Raw genomic sequence first — 17,261 nt, forward strand, 5'->3', positions numbered from 1 at the left:
TTCAGGCGCCTCCTTCAAGCAGGGTCCAGTACGGCGCCAGTTGTGGCAGTACCGTACCGGCACTGTCATTCAGCATGCGTCCGATGGCATTGGCGGAAATGGTGGCCCCAGTGATGCCGTCGATCTGCCAGGGATGTTCCTTGTCACCCTGCTTCACCGTAACGATGGCATTGGCCAGGCCGGTACCAGCCGGGTTGAGGCGAGCATCCAGACGCTCGAAGTTGGCCACGAACCGGGCATCGGTCTCGATCTTGTCGCCCAGGCCGGGGGTTTCCCGGGTTTCCAGCACGGTCATGCCGACAATGCACTGACAGGAGGGGTCATAGCCGTAGAGGACGCGGATCACATCCGCATAGCCGCGGGCAGAGGCCTGCAGTGCAATGCCCCGCAGGTTCCCCTCGGCATCGTAGGCGGCAAACACCCGCTGTCCCGGGGCTGGTGCCTCCGCCGCCGGGAACAGACCCTGGGCGGTGAGCACGAAGTCCTGGCGGGTCACCGCGCCGGGCACCACCCGGAAGACCGCGGCCTCCAGGGCACGACGCTGGTTTTCCGCAATATAGGGCTTGGTGAACTCGAACACGCTCACCACCAGCAACCCCGAGAACAAGGCGATCAGACCCAGGGTGGCCACCAGCTTGAAGCTGGAGGTGGGTGCCGGGCGTTCCGCGGCAGTGGTCTGGGGAGTCGTGCTCATGCCGCGTCCCTCCGCTTGCGAGTACCGTAGGGCCTGGGCTGGGTGATGCGCTCGATCAACGGCGCCATGGCGTTACCCAGCAGGATGGCGTACATGATCCCCTCCGGCAGACCACCGAAGAAGCGGATGATCACCGCCAGGAAGCCGATCAGGATGCCGTAGATCCAGATACCGGAACGGGTGATGGGCGAGGCGATCATGTCACTGGCCATGAACATGGCCCCCAGCATCAGGCCGCCGGACAGCAGCACGAACCAGGGTGTGGGGTAAAACGTGGGATCCATCCAGTAGAACACCGAGGCGGTGACGAAGGCGCTGCCCAGCACCGCTGCCGGGATGCGCCAGTTCATCATGCCCCGGGCGATCAGATAGAGGCCGCAGAGCAGGATGAGGATGGCGGAAGTCTCGCCCACGGAGCCCGGCGTCATGCCGGTGAACAAGGACCATGTCTCCACATGGACACCTTCGAACTTCCACTGGGCCAGCGGCGTAGCCGTGGTCCAGGCATCCACCGGCGCCGGCGTGGTGAAGGGCATGGCCAGGGTGGATGGCAGGAATTCGGTGAACCGATCCGGATGACCCGGCACCGTCCAGGTGGAGACGGAGACCGGAAAGGCGGCCTGGGCAAACGCCCGCCCCACCAGGGCCGGGTTGAACAGGTTGTAGCCCATGCCGCCGAACATCACCTTGGCCAGGGCGATGCCGATGAAACCGGACAGGGCCGCCATCCACAGGGGGAAGGATGGCGGCAGGGTCAGGGCCAGCAACAAACCGGTGATGACGGCGCTGAAATCGGACACGCTGCTGCGCTTGCCGGAGAGCTTGGCGAACAAGTGCTCGGTCAGCACGCAGGTCACCACGGTGGTGATGATCAGTGCCAGGGCACTGATGCCGAAGTGATAGACCGAGAAGGCGCAGATGGGCAAAAGGGCGTAGGTCACGTGGCGCATGATCTGCTCCACGCTGCCCGCCTGCTTCAAGTGCGGCGAGGTCTTGAGTTCGATTTTCAGCGGGGTCACTTGAGGCGCTCCCGGTTCAGGGACTTGGCGATGCGAAAGTACTGCACCAGGGGGATGTTGGAAGGACAGACATAGCTGCAGCAACCACACTCGAAGCAGTCATTGAGATGGTAGCGCTCCTCCATCACCTCGTACCGGCGAACCGCGGCCAGCTTGCCCAGATCGGAGGGGTTCAGGCCCACGGGACAGGCCTCCACGCAACGGCCGCAGCGGATGCAGGGCTGGATGCGAATGTCCTCGTCCTCCGGGTCGGGCAACACCACCACGCCGGACACCCCCTTGGTGATGGGCACGTCCAGGGACGAGACGGTATTACCCATCATGGGTCCGCCCAGGATGATGTGGCTGGCGTCATTGCCCGTGAACCCCACGTGCTGGAGCAGATAGCGCAGCGGAGTCCCGATGGGCACCCGGTAATTCCCCGGACGGGTAATGCCGGGACCGGCCACGGTCACCACCCGCTCCACCAGGCCCTCGCCCCGGGGCAACAGCGTCCCCAATTGGGCCATGGTGCCCACATTGTTGACCACCACACCGATGTGATACGGGAAATGCCCGGAAGGGACTTCCCGCTTGAGCAGGGCCTTGATGAGCATCTTCTCCGAGCCCTGGGGGTATTTGCTCCGAACCTTGTCCACGGCGATGGGGCCTTCCTTGTCCAGCCGGGCCTGGAGGGCCGCGATGGCATCGGGTTTGTCATCCTCCACACCGATGACGGCGCGGGTGGCACCCAAAGCCTTCATGGCGATGCGAATACCGGCGATGACGGCATCGGTCTGCTCCAGCATGATGCGGTGATCGGCGCTGAGATAAGGCTCGCACTCGCACCCGTTGACCACCAGGGTATCGATATCGTACCCATCCGGCACCGACAGTTTCATGTGAGTCGGGAAGGCCGCCCCACCCTGCCCCACCAGGCCGATCTCCTGGATGGCCTGGATCAGCTGTGGGCGATTGAGCCGTTCCAGATCCCGGGGCCGGGCCCAGTGGATGGCCTGGCTGTCGCCGGGCGCGGTACGGATCAGGATGGATTCGGTCTTGGGTCCCCGGGATGTGGCCATGAGTTCGATCCCCTCCACCACCCCGGTCACCGGGGCATGCAGGGGCACGGACTCGAAACCATCCGCCTCGGCAATGGGCTGTCCCCGCAGCACTTCCTGATGCTTGACCACCAGGGGCCGGGCAGGCCGGCCGAAATGCTGCTGCAGGGGCACCACCATGCGGGGCGCAAAGGGCAACCGACGAATGGGCTTGTCACGGGTGTCTTCCTTCAGCCCGGGGGGATGAACCCCCCGGGGGAAGGTGAGCCCCGTCAGAAATGACAGGAGGCCCATGGTCAGTTGAACTTCATGGCCCGCTTCATCAGCTTTTCAGCGTCGGGCTCGTTGGGGTTGAAGGGGGTGCCCGGATGCACCGCCATCACGGTGCACTTCTCGGCGGCCCGCACGATGTCCTTGTACGGCGCCCCCTGGGGGTTGGTCACCACCGCCTGGCGGTTGTCATCGTAGGCGAACACGCCGGGAGCGATCTGCACGCACTCGTCACAGGCGGTGCATTCGGTAGTCTCCACCCAGACCGGCTCGTATTCCAGTCCATTGCCCTGGGCGGCATGACCGTTGCCGTTGCTGCCATTGACCGGCGCCGCCGACACGGCGGGTGCCGGTGCCTGCAGGGTATCCGCCAGCTTCGCGGCGCCCTCGCCGCTGACCAGGGACAGCAGGGCACTGGAGAGACGCTGGGCCATGTCGGCACGGGTCTGGGCCGCCACGGCGTCCACATCCACCACCTCGTGATCCAGTCCCAACAACCCCTTGAGCTGATGCCAGAATTCCAGTCGTTCCTCGGCAGAACGCACCAGTTCCTCGGACACCAGCACCCGGGTCAGGCGGTTCTTGGCATCCACGGCCCAGACATAGGGGAAGCGACCTTCCCGCTCGTCCTCGGACAGCTTCAGGAACTCAGCCATGGGGACCATGTCGTCGTTCCAGGTCTCCACCGGCGCCTTGCGGAAGTGCTTGCGGAAGCGACCTTCGGTCAGGGCGAAGTCGGCAAAGGTCATGGGCAGTTCCATGGTGGCCTCGCCGCCGTCCTCTTCCTGATACTTCAGGGTGTAGGTGGGCCAGTCCTGATCGATGGCCGGGTTGCCTTCCAGGGTGCAGCACTCACGGAAGGTCACGCCCTTGTCCGGGTTGTAGCGGAACAACGGATAGGCACGGGACTCCACCGCCAGCTTGGACTGGGCGAAGGCCACATCGTCACCCACCCCATGCTCCGGCGGACACACGGCATAGACGTTGAACAGGGCCGGACGACGGGCGTTGAGGCCCTCGATGAAGCTCTCCAGCAGGTGGGTCACATGGGAGATGGCACCCTGCATCACGTAGCTGGTACGGTGGGCCAGGCCGATCAGGCTGATCTCCTTGCGGATCTCCTCCTTGCCCTTCCAGGCCTTGCCGTAGGGAGCCATGTCGGACACCTGGCTGATGAAGCCGGAGGTACAGGCCTGGCCGCCGGTGTTGGAGTACACCTGGGTATCCACCACCAGCACCTTGATGGGCATGCCGGACATCAGGGCGCGGGACAGGTTCTGGAAGCCGATGTCGTACATGGCGCCGTCACCACCGATCCCCACCACCGGCGGGCAGAGGTGGAATTCCTCGTCGCTGAACTGCTCCCAGTTGAACTGGGCGAAGAAGGGCTCATGCTCCACCGGGTTGTAGGTACCGGCCAGCTCCAGCTCCGCCATGCGGATGGCCTTGAAGCCCTCTGCCATCTTGGCCATGTGACCTTCGAAGATGCCCATGGCCATGGACGGGGTGTCCTGGAACAGATGGCTGGCCCAGGGGAACGGATACGGGCTGTAGGGGAAGGTGGAACCCCACACGGAGGTGCAGCCGGTGGCGTTGATGACACCCATCTCGGTACGGCCACGACCGGAAGGCCCTTCCAGATAACGCCAGCGCAGGTCCTTGAGCTTGGCCAGCACGCCGGTGATCCACTGCAGCCAGTCCGGATCGACGGTGTGGCTGCCGCCGGCATCCAGGGCGGTGGACAGGCGGGCCAGGGTCAGATCCTTGTCGGCATGCTCGCCGATCACCTGGTTGACGGCCTGGACATTGGACAGATCCATGCCTTCGGCCAGCTTCAGGCGCACATGCTGTTCCAGCCGGCCGATGAGATCATCCAGCTTCTTGAGCTGAGCCTTGACGCGGGGCTGCATCAGGGCGGTCACGGTGGCCGTGAACAGATGCACGGTGGTCTTTTCGCCGCAACCCAGGCAGGCGGAATCGCCGCAGTTCAGGGAACCGTAGGCCTTTTTGTCCAGCAGCAGGGTTTCCAGGGCGCCGATGCCCTCGTCCAGATCCTCGATGCGGATGTAGTCCGGACGGGTGGTGGGCAGATCCATCCAGAAATCCCAGTTGCGGCGCATGGTGTCCACGCTTTCCGGGGTCTGGGGGGTCACCACCAGGGCCTGGTCCTCACAGATGCGCACGCATTCCATGCAGCCCTTGCAGGTGTAGGGGTTGAGGGTCAAGGAGAACAGACCGCCGCTACCCTTGGCACGCTTTTCCATGGCGCTGAAGAAGGGACGGGTGGCGGCGAACTGGAAGTCGCCGATGGACTCCTTGAGCCAGCCCAGTTCCTTTTCCAGACGGCTCTTGTCATCACCCTGCAGGTCGGTTTCGGCCAGCAGATGGGTGATGGCAAAGTCCAGCTCGGCGCGCACGTCGGCACCGTCGCCGGCCTGGGTCAGGGCATTGCGCAGACGTTTTTCCAGGTCACGCACGGCACGGCGCAGGTGACGGGTGGGCTTGCCGCCGATCTCGATACGGCGCACGGCGGTTTCGAACACCTCGCCCAGGGTGTGGACCAGGCCGGGGATGGCGCTGTCGGGGCAAACGGTGTAGCAGTCGCCGCAGGCAGTGCACTTCTCCGGCAGCCACTCCGGATAATCGAAGCGGATCTGGGTCATGTCGCGGAAGATGCCGGTGGAGGCCGGGATCAGGGACATGCCGATGAAGGGGTCCACCAGATTGTCATTACCCTGGCCGGAGAGATAGAAGCTGCCGGTCTGCTCCCAGAAGCGATGGATGTCGCCGGAGGCACTCAGAGACTGAGGCATGCGCTTGAGCATCACCGGCATTTCCGGTGCACTGCGATCCGCCAGGGCCGGCAGGTTGTCGGTGGTGGGCTGCTTCTCGGTGACTTCCACCAGTTCCTCGAAACCACGCCGCACCACGCGCAGGTTATCCTGCACCACACGGGCGCCCTTGCTGCCGAACTTCTCCTGCAACTGCTCTTCGATGGCCTTGAACAGGGTCTGCTCGGTGAGGTTCTTGCGCTGCATCACCGGGGAAGCGGCGAAGAAGGCACCCTGGAAGGCGATGCCCTGCATGCGGAACTGCAGATCGGCGTTGGAGGCTTCGTCGCGAGCGATCTTGAAGGCGTCCAGATAGAAGACGCGGATCTCGTTGTCACGGATATAGCGCTGGGCGGCCGGCGGGAAACTGCGCCATACCGCTTCCGGGTTCTCCAGGGAAGACTGGATGATGAACACGCCACCCTTGTTCAGACCGGACAGGGGATCGGAGTGATCGAACACATTGGGATCGGGGGACAGCACCACGTCCACCTGCTTGAGCTCGTTGCTGATGCGGATGGGCTCCGGCGCCGCGGCGAGGTAGTAGGTGGTGGGCTGCCCCTTTTTCTCGGAACCGTACTTGGGGTTGGCCTTGATGTGAAAGTCCAGCAGGTCGAACAGGGTCATGGCCAGGTTCTTGCCGGTGGTCATGGCACCCCAGCCGCCCACGGAGTGCAGGCGCACGGCGATGGCGCCCTCGGGCATCAGGCTCGGATTCTCGGAACCCCGCAGGGCCATGCTCTTGATGTTGGGATAGGCCTCCAGCAGGGCCTGCTGGTGCAGTTCCTGCTTGGGACTGGCGGCCTGGTCGCGGATGAAATCCACCGACAGATAGAAGAAGGTGCGCTTGCCGCCCTCGGGCAGCATGTTCTCCACGGCGGCGATCAGCCCTTCGGGCTGCAGGTCGCGGGAACCCAGGCCGAAGGCACCGGAGTACAGGCGAGGAATGTCGCCGTTGCGATCAAAGGCCGGATAGTCGGGATACGGCAGGGCCTCGCCCTTGCCGGCCAGACCGTTCTCGATGGCCTTGCCCAGGGCGGCGCGGGTCTCGCGCATCAGCGGCAGGTCTTCCGCCAGAGGCTGGTCGGTGCGCTCCAGCACGGCCACGCCCTTGCGGCCCTTGAGCAGGGCGGCCAGCAGATTGCCGGGGAAGGGACGGAACATGGTGATGTTCACCACGCCCAGCTTGATGCCCCGGGTTTCGCGCAGGTAATCGGCCACGGCCTCGGCGGTGGCCACCATGCTGCCCTGCCCCACGATCAGGTACTCGGCATCGTCGGTGCGATAGCCGGAGGCACGGGCATAGCGACGGCCGGTGAGCTGATAGAACTCTTCCATGCACTGATCGGTGAGTTCGGCCACATGGTCGTAGAAGTAGGGCCGCTGGGCCGCCACCTGCTGCATGTAGGCGTCCTGGTTCTGCAGGGCACCGGACACCATGGGGTTGTCCACGTCCCAGGTGGCCGGGATGCGGCGTCGCTTCTCGCCGAAGATCATCTTCTGGGCCGGGGTCGGGCACTCGATCATGTCATCGGGACGGCCCAGGAACTCGGCGATCAGTTCCCGTTCCGGTACCTTCATGGACTCGATCAGGTGGGTGGTGAGGAAGCCGTCCTGACCGACGATCCCGGGGTTCAGAGCCAGCTCGGCCACCTTGTGGGCGATGATGTTCAGGTCCGCCGCTTCCTGGGCATTCTTGGCGAATACCTGGAAGAAGCCGGTGTCGTCCACGCAGTGGTAGTCATCGTGGGAGGCGTGCACGTTCAGCGCCGCCTTGGTGATGGCACGGCAACCGATATTAAGGATATAGGGTAGACGCTTGCCGGCGGCGGCGTACAGGGACTCGTGCATGAAGGCCACGCCCTGGGCCGAGGAGAAGTTGATCGCCCGCATGCCGGTCATGGCCAGACCGGCGGTGACGGCAGCGGCGGCATGCTCGGATTCCGGCTCGATGAACACCAGGGAACGGCCGGAGATGTTGATGTGCCCCTTGGACACCTCTTCCGCCCACATCTCGCCCATCTGGGTGGACGGGGTGATGGGGTAGGCCCCCGCCGCATCGGAAGACTCACGCTCGCAATAGATGACGGCGGTATTGCCGTCCAGGGCCGCGCGGGTACCCTGATACTTGAAGCCCTGCGATGACTTGCGCTTGAACAGCATGTCGTTTCTCTCCTGCCGGCTCGCTGGCCGTCACGTTTTTGTAATCGGTATCTGCGCCTTCCATGCGGGGATGCCAAAGGGCCGGTCGACGCCATGTCGACCGGCGAGCCCTGGTGCTGCCGTGCGTGCGGTCAGACGCGCGGCAGGGGCTCCATGCGAGGCAGTGGTTCCTTGCGGGTGACTTTGCGGGCGCCCGAACCCTTGCGGGGCGCCTGCCCTTCCAGCCAGACAATGGCCCCCGTGGGGCAGCGCTGGATGGCCACGGGGGAGGCCAGGGCATTCTTGGTGTAATCAATGACGGCCAGGTTGGACTCCATCCGGATCAGCCCCTCCGGCGCATCGGCGGCGCAGCGACCGCAGGCGGTGCAGACCACCTGGCAGTGGGCCATGGCCTCGTCCTGAGGATCCTGGTTGAGGCAGGCCACCCAAAGCCGATGACTTTCCGGCTGCAGGGTAAATAGATTCTTGGGGCAGACATCCACACAGTCATTGCAACCGGTACAGCGCACCGGATCCACCACCGGCAGGCCGTAGCGGTCCAGGCGGATGGCATCGAAATCACAGACCACCTCGCAATCACCCAGCCCCAGGCAACCCCAGGTGCAGCCCTTGCCGCCGCCGGAAACCAGGGCGGCGGCACGACAGGACTTGAGGCCCTGATAACGGGCACGGGTGGCGGCCACGTGGGAACCACCGGCGCAGGCCAGGCGGGCAATCTGCCGCTCGTGGCTGCCCAGGGCCACACCCAGCATGTCGGCAATCTGCTGGTTCATGTCGGTGGAGTTCACCGTGCAGCGGGCCGGCTCCAGACGGCCCTCCAGCAGGGCCTCGGCAAACGGGCGACAGCCGGCCACGCCGCAGGCACCGCAGTTGGCGCGCGGCAACAGGTCTTCCAGCTGGTCGATGCGCGGGTCCTCGAAGACGTAGAGCCGTCGATTGGCAATGGCCAGAATGCCGGCCAGGAGTATGCCCAGACCAGCCATGAAACCGCTTGCCAGCGCTATTTGCAGGATCGGAGAAGTCACGGTGAACACATTTCTTAGTGAATAACCAGGCTTTTGTGCAGTGAACAATTGATGACAAAACGTACCTTGCGCCGCTGACGGGGTCAAGCGGATTAAAGACCAAAGGCGATGAAAAATCGCTTTTTCGGCAGGGGATTTGCGAATTCACAAGGGTTACAGGGATATTCCGGAACCAGTCATGAGCGCCATAAACTCAGTTTCTACAGGGAGATAGAGCGTGACCGGTTCTCATTCGCCCGTGCCGCCCCCAGATTCGGACAGTCAGCCGCCGTCGCCGGGCACGGGCCGCGAACTCACATGACGCGCAGAAAAATTGTCTACATCCGACCCCGCCGGGCGACCGGGTGGCGGCGTCATACCCCCTGGGTGGAGACGCGGCGAAGGCATTCCAGATAGGCGGCCTCATCAGGCGGCCGCCCCGACCGCTGGGCCTCCCACAACGCCTGTCCCAGGCAGTCCATCATGGCGTGCTCCGCCTCCAGGGGACCGAGCCGGGGCAGCAGGCGCTCGTAGGCCGCGCGAACCCCGTGGGGGCGATCCGTGGCCACTTGATCCCGGATGGCCAGATGCATGCCCATGTGCAGAAAGGGATTGACCGCACCCTGCTCCGGCGTGAACTCTGCCGCCAAGGCGGCTTCCGGCGCCTCCAGCATGGCCTGATACTCCGGATGATCCCGAACCACCCTGGCGATTTGCTGTTCCAACGGCTGCAAGGGTTCCCCGGCCCGGGATTTTCTCCAGGCCTGGCAATACATCTGTCTGAGCTGCTCTCGGCTCTGGCTGGCAAACATGGCTGGAATCCGGTGTAAGTAAGGAGGGGGTCAAGCCTATCGCCCCGACCGAGAGCAGACAAGCAAGCCGCCTTAGCCTACACTCATGACGGCTGCCGCACTCGATAACACTTGGCGAGGCGGGCCTTTTCAACCCTGATCCTGGACGATGCACACGGAGAGACATGCGGTCACACAAGGGTGAGGCGCGGCAGATGGGAATACTCACCCGGTCGCTGTGCCTTCTGTGTTTCTTTTTTTGCCTACCCATACCCGGCACGTCAGCCCCCCCGTCCGAGTACCAGCTCAAGGCCGCCTTTCTTTACAACTTTGCCCTGTTCACCGAATGGCCCGACCAGGTCGGAGACACCCTTTACCTCTGCATCCATGGCCGCGACCCCTTCGGTGAGGACCTGGCCAAGCTCGATCACAGACAGGTGGGGACACGCACGATCCTCACCCGCCACACCCTGACGCTGAACGAAGTTCAAAGCTGCCACATGGTGTTCATCAGCAATACCGCCATCGGCCAACTTTCCCGGATACTGGAAGCCTTGGAAGGCATACCCGTGCTGACGGTGGCCGATACCCCGGGCGCCATGCGTCAGGGCGTGGCGCTCAACATGGTCAGGCAGCATAACCGGATTGCCTTTGAAGCCAATCTGACGGCGGCACGGGCACAAGGCCTGAACCTGAGTTCCAGGCTGCTTCGCCTGGCGACGGAGGTGGAACAATGAAACCCACCTCATCGACCGGCAACCGCCCTCTTACCCTGGCGGAACGGCTGCGCCGCATCAATGGTGCGGCCCTGGGAATCTCAATCACGATCATGGTCGTGATCACCATCCTCGGCGCCCTGACCGTCAATCTCCTCAGTCTGGTGGATGCCAACCGCGTCCAGACCCGGGTTCTGGCGGAAAACGCCGCCGCCAGCCTGTTGTTCGGTGACGAAAAGGCCGCGCTTGACCTGCTGGCCTCCCTGCGCCACTCCCCCGATGCTCGGGCGGCAGTGATCTACGACGGGGATGGCCGTCCCTTCGCCCGCTATCAGTCCACCACCGCTATCCGGATCAATGATCAGGTCAGGCTGCGGGAATACACGGACTATGGGCTGACCACGGTCAGGCTGACCCAACCAATTACGATGGAAGGCAGAACGCTGGGGGCGATTCAGATCGCCATCGGCCTGCGATCACTCTATGCGCAGATGCTGGTGCTGATCCTGATCACCGCACTGGCCGCCGCGCTTGCCCTGCTGGCCAGCCGAATGCTGATGACCCGCCTGGGAACGCTGGTGATCCGGCCGGTTGCGGATCTGACCGAACTGATGGGACGTGTCACCCAGGACGCGGACCTCGGTGTTCGGGCCGAACAATATGACATCCTTGAAATCAGCACCCTGGCCCAGGGTTTCAACGGCATGCTGGAAGAAATTCAGGAGCGGGACCAGAGGCTTGGCCGGCAAAAGGAATATCTGGAAGAAGAAGTGGCGGCCCGAACCTTCGAGTTGCTCCAGGCCAAGGAAGCGGCCGAGGCGGCCAATCGGGCAAAAGGCGAGTTTCTGGCCACCATGAGCCATGAGATCAGAACCCCGATGAACGGGGTGCTGGGCCTGACCGAGCTGCTGCTTAACACACCACTGGATGCCAGGCAACGCCGCTATGCTGAAACCGCCATCCAGGCCAGTCGCCAGCTACTGAGCATTATTGACGACATCCTGGACTTCTCCAAGGCCGAATCCGGCCACATGCATCTGGAGTTGCTGGACTTCGAACTCACCGCGCTGGTCCGGGATTGCGTGAAGCTGTTCCATGAATCGGCAGCAGGGAAAGGCCTGAAACTGTCGATGGACTTCTCTCCAGCGGATCGGCCGCTATGGTTTCAGGGCGATCCATTAAGGCTGCGACAAGTGGTGACCAATCTGCTGAGCAATGCCATCAAGTTCACCCATCAGGGCGAGGTTCAGGTCCGTGTCGAGGTCGACAGGGTATCCGGTCAGGCGGACACGATTGTTCTCATGGTGAAGGATACCGGCATCGGGATCGCAGCCGAGGCCAGGGAAAAGGTCTTCGATCGGTTCGCCCAGGCGGATGGATCGACCACGCGGCGTTACGGGGGCACCGGCCTGGGACTCGCCATCAGCAACCGTCTGGTGGAGCTCATGGGGGGCAGCCTCAGCATGCAAAGCACCCCTGGACAAGGCTCGACATTTATTGTCCACTTGAAGCTGCAGGCAAGCGACGGGCCCGCCGTCTCGGAACACCTCCCCGATGGGATAGCGCCGGCTCGGGACAGTCACGACATCGGGACGCTGGCTGGTCGCATCCTGCTGGTGGAAGACAACCCGGTCAATCAGCTGGTCGCCGGCAGCATGCTGGAACAACTGGGACTCAGGTACAGCATTGCCAATAATGGAAAAGAGGCGCTGTCCATGCTGGATGCAATCAAGGCGGATCTGATCCTGATGGATTGCCGGATGCCGGTGATGGACGGCTATCAGGCCACCGCGGCGATACGCCGGGGACGGGTATCGGGTTACCGGGATGTACCCATCATCGCACTAACCGCCAACACGTCGAAGCAGGAGCAGCAGCACTGCCTGGCCGCAGGCATGCAGGCCTGCCTGTCAAAACCCCATACCCTCCGGCAACTCCACGACATCCTGCAACCATGGCTTCCCGCCGGCGGCGGCCCTGCCATGGGCGGCGCGGAGGCAGCACTTTCCCCGGAGTCGCCTGATGACGGTCCTCTCCTTGACCCGCGGACCCTTGCCGAACTGCGGAGCCTGAATGAATCCACGGGCCATCATCTGCTCATCAAGGTGTTTCAGGCCTTTCTGGACACCGCCCCCTCGCTGGCAGAACAGATCAAGACCGCCGTGGCGGCGGAAGATGCCGAGTCGTTACGCCGCGCCGCACACGCATTGAAATCCAGCTCGGGCAATGTCGGCGCCATGCGCCTTGCAAACATCTGCCGACAACTGGAGGCCTGCGCCCGCGACCAGCGCATGGATGCCGCGGGCAGACTGCTGGGAGAGTTCCAGCCGCTCTCGCACGCGACTCTGGATGAGATCAGTCATCGTATCCGGGCGGCAACATGAACGAGATGCCTCGGATTCTCCTGGCTGATGATGACATCACTGCACTCATGCTGATGGGTGCCGCCCTGGAAAAGGCCGGCTTCACCACGTTCAGCGTGCAGGATGGGGCGGAGGCCCTGGCCGCGTTTGAACAGACACGCTGCGACATGGTGCTACTGGATGTGGACATGCCCCGCATGGACGGCTTCCAGGTCTGTATCCACCTGCGTCGGCAGGCCGGTGATGAGTTGCCGATCGTCATGGTCACCGGCATGGACGACCTGGACTCCATCGCACGGGCCTTCGAGGCGGGTGCTACGGACTTCCTTTCCAAGCCCATCCACTGGAACCTCATCGGACACCGGGTGAAATACCTGTGGCGTGCCCATCTGACACGCCTTGCCCTGCATCGGGCCAATGCCCGCAACGCGGCCATCCTGAGCGCGTTGCCGGACATCATGTTCCGTCTCACCAATGACGGCATGGTACTGGACAGGCTGGCCGGTCAGGATGACCATACCCACCCCCAGCCCGGCACCCACCTGCAACACAATCTGCCCACCGAGGTTACCCAGGCCTATCTGGACGCGGTCAGGCAGGTGCGCGCGGAAGGGGGATTGCAACATATCGAATACACGCTCCCGGGGAAGGATCAGTCCTCCCGCTACTTCGAAACCCGGATCGTGCTCATCGACAGCCAGGAAACGCTCTGTCTGGTTCGTGACATCACGGCGCGCAAGGAAGCCGACTCCGAGATATACCGGCTGGCCTACTTCGATACCCTGACAGGGCTGGCAAACCGCCAACATCTCATGGAAAGACTGGAGGGCGAGATTCGCCGCGCCAGCGGCAACCACAGTCAGCTTGGGGTGCTGTTCCTGGACCTGGATGGATTCAAGCACATCAACGACACCCTCGGCCACGCCACCGGTGACATGCTGCTGCAACATGCCTCCCAGCGCCTGCGACTGGGCGTCCGCCCCACTGATACGGTATCCCGCCCATCGCATGAATCCCGGGGGATGAATCTGGCGCGCCTCGGCGGTGACGAATTTACCGTGATCATTCCGGACATGATCCACCCCGAAGATGCCCTGACGGTGGCCCATCGGATACAGGAACTCATGCGCCAGCCCTTCTTCATCACGGGACGGGAAATGGTGCTGACCGCCAGCATCGGTATCGCCGTGTATCCGGATGATGGCGAGGATGCCGATACCCTGATCAAGCATGCGGATACCGCCATGTATCATGCCAAGTATCTGGGACGAGACAACATTCAGTTTTACAGCCCGTCCCTCACGCATCAGGCCATGCGGCGTCTGAACATGGAAACGGCACTGCGTCGCGCCCTGGAAGCCCAGGAGTTTTATCTCGTCTATCAGCCTCAACTGGACTTGAGCACGGGGCGGATCCTGTCGGTGGAAGCCCTGATCCGCTGGGCACATCCCCAGCAGGGCATGATCTCGCCGATGGAATTCATTCCCCTGGCTGAAAGCAATGGGCTGATCATCCCCATCGGTGAGTGGGTGTTGAGAACGGCATGCCGGGAAGTCGCGCACTGGCATGCCCGGGGACATCCCCTGCGGGTTGCGGTCAATCTTTCCCCGGCACAGTTCAGACACGGCGTCCTGACGGACATCGTTCGGGATATCCTTCAGGACACCGGCCTGAAGGCCGCTCATCTGGAAATGGAAATCACGGAAAGCACCCTGATGGACGAAAGCGCCACCACCCTGCAGACCCTGCGCGATCTACATGAAATGGGCCTGAAGATTTCCCTGGATGATTTCGGCACCGGCTATTCATCCATGAGCTACCTCAAGCGACTCCCCCTGCATAATCTCAAGGTGGATCGCAGTTTCGTCAGCGGCCTGCCCCATGACACGGAGAGCCTGGCCATCATAAAAGCCATCATTTCCCTGGGGGAAAGCCTGGGTTTCACGGTGACCGCCGAGGGAGTCGAAACCCTGGCGCAGGCGGAAATACTGAAACAGCAATCCTGCCATGCCCTGCAGGGATATTATTTCAGCCAACCCGTATCGTCGGATCGGATTCTTGCACTACTGGACAAGCACAAGAAAAACGACGGGCCGGCCTCGATCTGAGACAAGCCGCAATCCGAGGCCGACAGCGGCATCATTCACCGAGTGAGCGCATCATGGACAGACCGGCAAACCCAAGACGAATGCCCTCCATGGTACTCCCCGTCTTGATGCTCGGCTGTGTCCTGCCGCCCTCCCAGGCCGCGGCCATCGAACACTTTCTGGAACTGTCCCTGGAAGATCTCCTCCAGCAGGAAGTCATCTCCGTCAGCCGTCGATCCCAGCGTCTGTCCGATGTCGCCGCCGCCGTGCATGTCATCACGGCCGAAGACATCCGCCGCTCGGGAGCCCGTTCCCTACCGGAAGCACTGCGACTGTCCCCGGGGGTGGACGTTGCTCGCGTCAGCGAGGATCGCTGGGCCGTTTCCATTCGCAGTCACACGGAGTATCTGTCCAACAAGCTCATGGTGCTGGTGGATGGACGCAACGCCTACAGCCCGAGTTTCTCCGGCGTACTGTGGAATACCCTGCAGATCCCTCTTGAAAACATCGACCGCATTGAAGTCATCCGAGGCCCCGGAGGCGCGGTCTGGGGCGTGAATGCCGTCAACGGGGTCATCAATATCATCACCCGCTCCTCACACGCCGCTCACGGCACCCTGGTCAGCGCGGGCTTCGGCAACGATACCGGTCCGTTCGCCCTGTTGAGGCAGGGCGGCCCCTGGGGAGAAGACCGGAGTTTCAACGTGTATCTGCAAACCCGGGAGGGCCGCGACTCCCTGACCGAGACCGGCGATGATCACCATGATCGGTCGGATCATCTGTCCGCCGGTTTCCGCCTGGATGGAGGACAGACAGGCGACAATTGGATGATGGCGGGGAGTCTGTTTCGAGCCGACTCGGATGGTATCGGCGTTGTCCGTGACCCGCTCTCCCCACCCACCTACCGGCGGGTGGAAACCATCACCGACCGCTTCTCCGGCGTGGATCTGCAGGGGGAGCTGATCCGGCAGACCTCGGAACATTCAGAGATCAGGTTCAATGCCTCCTGGAGTTACTCCGACGTGGAGGCGATCATGCTGGCGGATCAGCAACAGCACATCGTCGACCTGGAGTTCCAGCAGCGCCTGGATGTTCCCGACCGGCATGCCATCACCTGGGGGGCCGGCTATCGCTGGTACGACGACAGCATCTCCGGCGGTCTGACCACCCGCTTTGATCGGCCCCGGGAAACACTCCATATCGCCAGCCTGTTTGCACAAAATGAAATCCTGCTGAATCAGGGGCTGCGCCTGAGTCTGGGCGGCCGCCTTGATCACAACAGCTACACGAGCACGGAATTCCAGCCGACGATCCGCATGTTGTGGAACGTGACACCCCGGCACAGTCTCTGGACATCCCTGTCCCGTGCCAAACGCATCCCATCCCGGGGCGAGCGCACGGCGGACTATATCCTGACGGTGGCCCGTCCGGGTCAGTTCCGGCTCGATCGACCGGTGGATGACGCCCTGGCAAACCTGCCGATACAGGGTGAGGTGCGCGGCAACGATGCCTACGGCTCGGAACGTCTGACGGCCTTCGAAGCAGGTTACCGCGGCCACCCCTCTCCCGGTCTCTACCTGGATCTGACCGCTTTCGTGCATCGCTATGACAATCTCAGGTCAGCAACGACGGTGACGGACCCTGACATGCTGTTGATGGGTGAAAACGATGCCTATCTGATCGCCCCCACCCAATTCATCAATCGCGGAGAACTCACCGTCACGGGGGTGGAACTATCGGGTGACTGGCGTGCCGGTGAAGCCCTGCGTTTCCAGCTTGCCTACAGCTTCAACGATATCGGTGAATTCACCGGCGGCGATCGCCTGTTTTCCAGCTTCATCCCCAGGCATATCGCATCCTTGCGCAGCGCATGGAACATCGGTCACCAGATGGACATGGACCTCTGGATCAGGCACGTGGACAGGCGCCACCAGCCTTTTCTCCCCCCCCTGGACGCGTATACCACGATGGACCTGAGACTGGCCTGGCGACCGGAGAGGCAACTGGAACTGGCCCTGGTAGCCCAGAATCTGCTGGATTCCGAACGCACGGAATATTATTCCCTGACCCCCACCTTCCTGCCGACCCAGACCCGTCGCGGTTTCTATGGACAAATCAGGCTGAGTTTCTGAGTTCAAACAGGCCCAGTGGCCCGATTCTCCGGGACACTCCCGCGAAATACCGCATCGCCACTCCCGCGAAAGCGGGAGCCCAGGACTGATAACCACGCCACAAAACCCCATCCCTTCAAAACAACGTCAAAAAAAAAGAACCCCCCTGTCA

General features: G+C 62.8%; 10 protein-coding genes. 4 read left to right on the forward strand and 6 right to left on the reverse strand.

The features are described from left to right. Position 1 precedes the first annotated feature (1 nt). The 6 genes from LQD11_RS12235 to LQD11_RS12260 all read right to left on the reverse strand — a co-directional run bounded on the left by LQD11_RS12235 (position 2) and on the right by LQD11_RS12260 (position 9,833). Entirely contained in the window at positions 2 to 694 is a 693-nt protein-coding gene (locus LQD11_RS12235) for an RnfABCDGE type electron transport complex subunit G (RefSeq protein WP_238617795.1), read from the reverse strand. After that, entirely contained in the window at positions 691 to 1,713 is a 1,023-nt protein-coding gene (locus tag LQD11_RS12240) for an RnfABCDGE type electron transport complex subunit D (RefSeq protein ID WP_238617796.1), read from the reverse strand. Before LQD11_RS12240 ends, LQD11_RS12235 begins: the two co-directional genes overlap by 4 nt. Further along, positions 1,710 to 3,047, reverse strand: a complete 1,338-nt coding sequence (gene rsxC, locus LQD11_RS12245; RefSeq protein ID WP_238617797.1) for an electron transport complex subunit RsxC — start codon at positions 3,045 to 3,047, stop codon at positions 1,710 to 1,712. Before rsxC ends, LQD11_RS12240 begins: the two co-directional genes overlap by 4 nt. 2 nt (positions 3,048 to 3,049) lie before the next feature. Further along, positions 3,050 to 8,017, reverse strand: a complete 4,968-nt coding sequence (locus LQD11_RS12250; RefSeq protein WP_238617798.1) for a 2-oxoacid:acceptor oxidoreductase family protein — start codon at positions 8,015 to 8,017, stop codon at positions 3,050 to 3,052. A gap of 131 nt (positions 8,018 to 8,148) precedes the next feature. Beyond that, positions 8,149 to 9,000, reverse strand: a complete 852-nt coding sequence (locus LQD11_RS12255) for an RnfABCDGE type electron transport complex subunit B (protein ID WP_238617871.1) — start codon at positions 8,998 to 9,000, stop codon at positions 8,149 to 8,151. Between the two features lie 395 nt (positions 9,001 to 9,395). After that, on the reverse strand, positions 9,396 to 9,833 hold the full coding sequence (locus LQD11_RS12260; RefSeq protein WP_238617799.1) for a DUF1841 family protein: 438 nt from the start codon (positions 9,831 to 9,833) through the stop codon (positions 9,396 to 9,398). 164 nt (positions 9,834 to 9,997) lie between these two features. On the opposite strand from LQD11_RS12260, the gene LQD11_RS12265 reads away from it, so the two are divergent. The 4 genes from LQD11_RS12265 to LQD11_RS12280 all read left to right on the forward strand — a co-directional run bounded on the left by LQD11_RS12265 (position 9,998) and on the right by LQD11_RS12280 (position 17,110). Continuing rightward, a complete protein-coding gene (locus LQD11_RS12265) occupies positions 9,998 to 10,549 on the forward strand; it encodes a YfiR family protein (RefSeq protein ID WP_238617800.1) in 552 nt (183 codons plus the stop codon). Then, positions 10,546 to 12,912: an ATP-binding protein gene (locus LQD11_RS12270; RefSeq protein ID WP_238617801.1), complete on the forward strand. Its 2,367-nt coding sequence runs from the start codon at positions 10,546 to 10,548 to the stop codon at positions 12,910 to 12,912. Before LQD11_RS12265 ends, LQD11_RS12270 begins: the two co-directional genes overlap by 4 nt. Next, entirely contained in the window at positions 12,909 to 14,999 is a 2,091-nt protein-coding gene (locus LQD11_RS12275) for a putative bifunctional diguanylate cyclase/phosphodiesterase (protein WP_238617802.1), read from the forward strand. Before LQD11_RS12270 ends, LQD11_RS12275 begins: the two co-directional genes overlap by 4 nt. 89 nt (positions 15,000 to 15,088) lie before the next feature. Continuing rightward, entirely contained in the window at positions 15,089 to 17,110 is a 2,022-nt protein-coding gene (locus LQD11_RS12280) for a TonB-dependent receptor plug domain-containing protein (protein ID WP_238617803.1), read from the forward strand. Positions 17,111 to 17,261 lie beyond the last annotated feature (151 nt).

Source organism: Ectothiorhodospira shaposhnikovii (assembly GCF_022227765.1).
GTDB lineage: Bacteria > Pseudomonadota > Gammaproteobacteria > Ectothiorhodospirales > Ectothiorhodospiraceae > Ectothiorhodospira.

Bases quoted from the DNA above. Each gene is read 5' to 3' on its own strand.
- LQD11_RS12250 (WP_238617798.1), bottom strand. From the start codon at position 8,017: ATGCTGTTCAAGCGCAAGTCATCGCAGGGCTTCAAGTATCAGGGTACC.
- LQD11_RS12265 (WP_238617800.1), top strand. From the start codon at position 9,998: ATGCGGTCACACAAGGGTGAGGCGCGGCAGATGGGAATACTCACCCGG.
- LQD11_RS12280 (WP_238617803.1), top strand. From the start codon at position 15,089: ATGGTACTCCCCGTCTTGATGCTCGGCTGTGTCCTGCCGCCCTCCCAG.
- LQD11_RS12235 (WP_238617795.1), bottom strand. From the start codon at position 694: ATGAGCACGACTCCCCAGACCACTGCCGCGGAACGCCCGGCACCCACC.
- LQD11_RS12260 (WP_238617799.1), bottom strand. From the start codon at position 9,833: ATGTTTGCCAGCCAGAGCCGAGAGCAGCTCAGACAGATGTATTGCCAG.
- LQD11_RS12275 (WP_238617802.1), top strand. From the start codon at position 12,909: ATGAACGAGATGCCTCGGATTCTCCTGGCTGATGATGACATCACTGCA.
- LQD11_RS12255 (WP_238617871.1), bottom strand. From the start codon at position 9,000: ATGGCTGGTCTGGGCATACTCCTGGCCGGCATTCTGGCCATTGCCAAT.
- rsxC (WP_238617797.1), bottom strand. From the start codon at position 3,047: ATGGGCCTCCTGTCATTTCTGACGGGGCTCACCTTCCCCCGGGGGGTT.
- LQD11_RS12270 (WP_238617801.1), top strand. From the start codon at position 10,546: ATGAAACCCACCTCATCGACCGGCAACCGCCCTCTTACCCTGGCGGAA.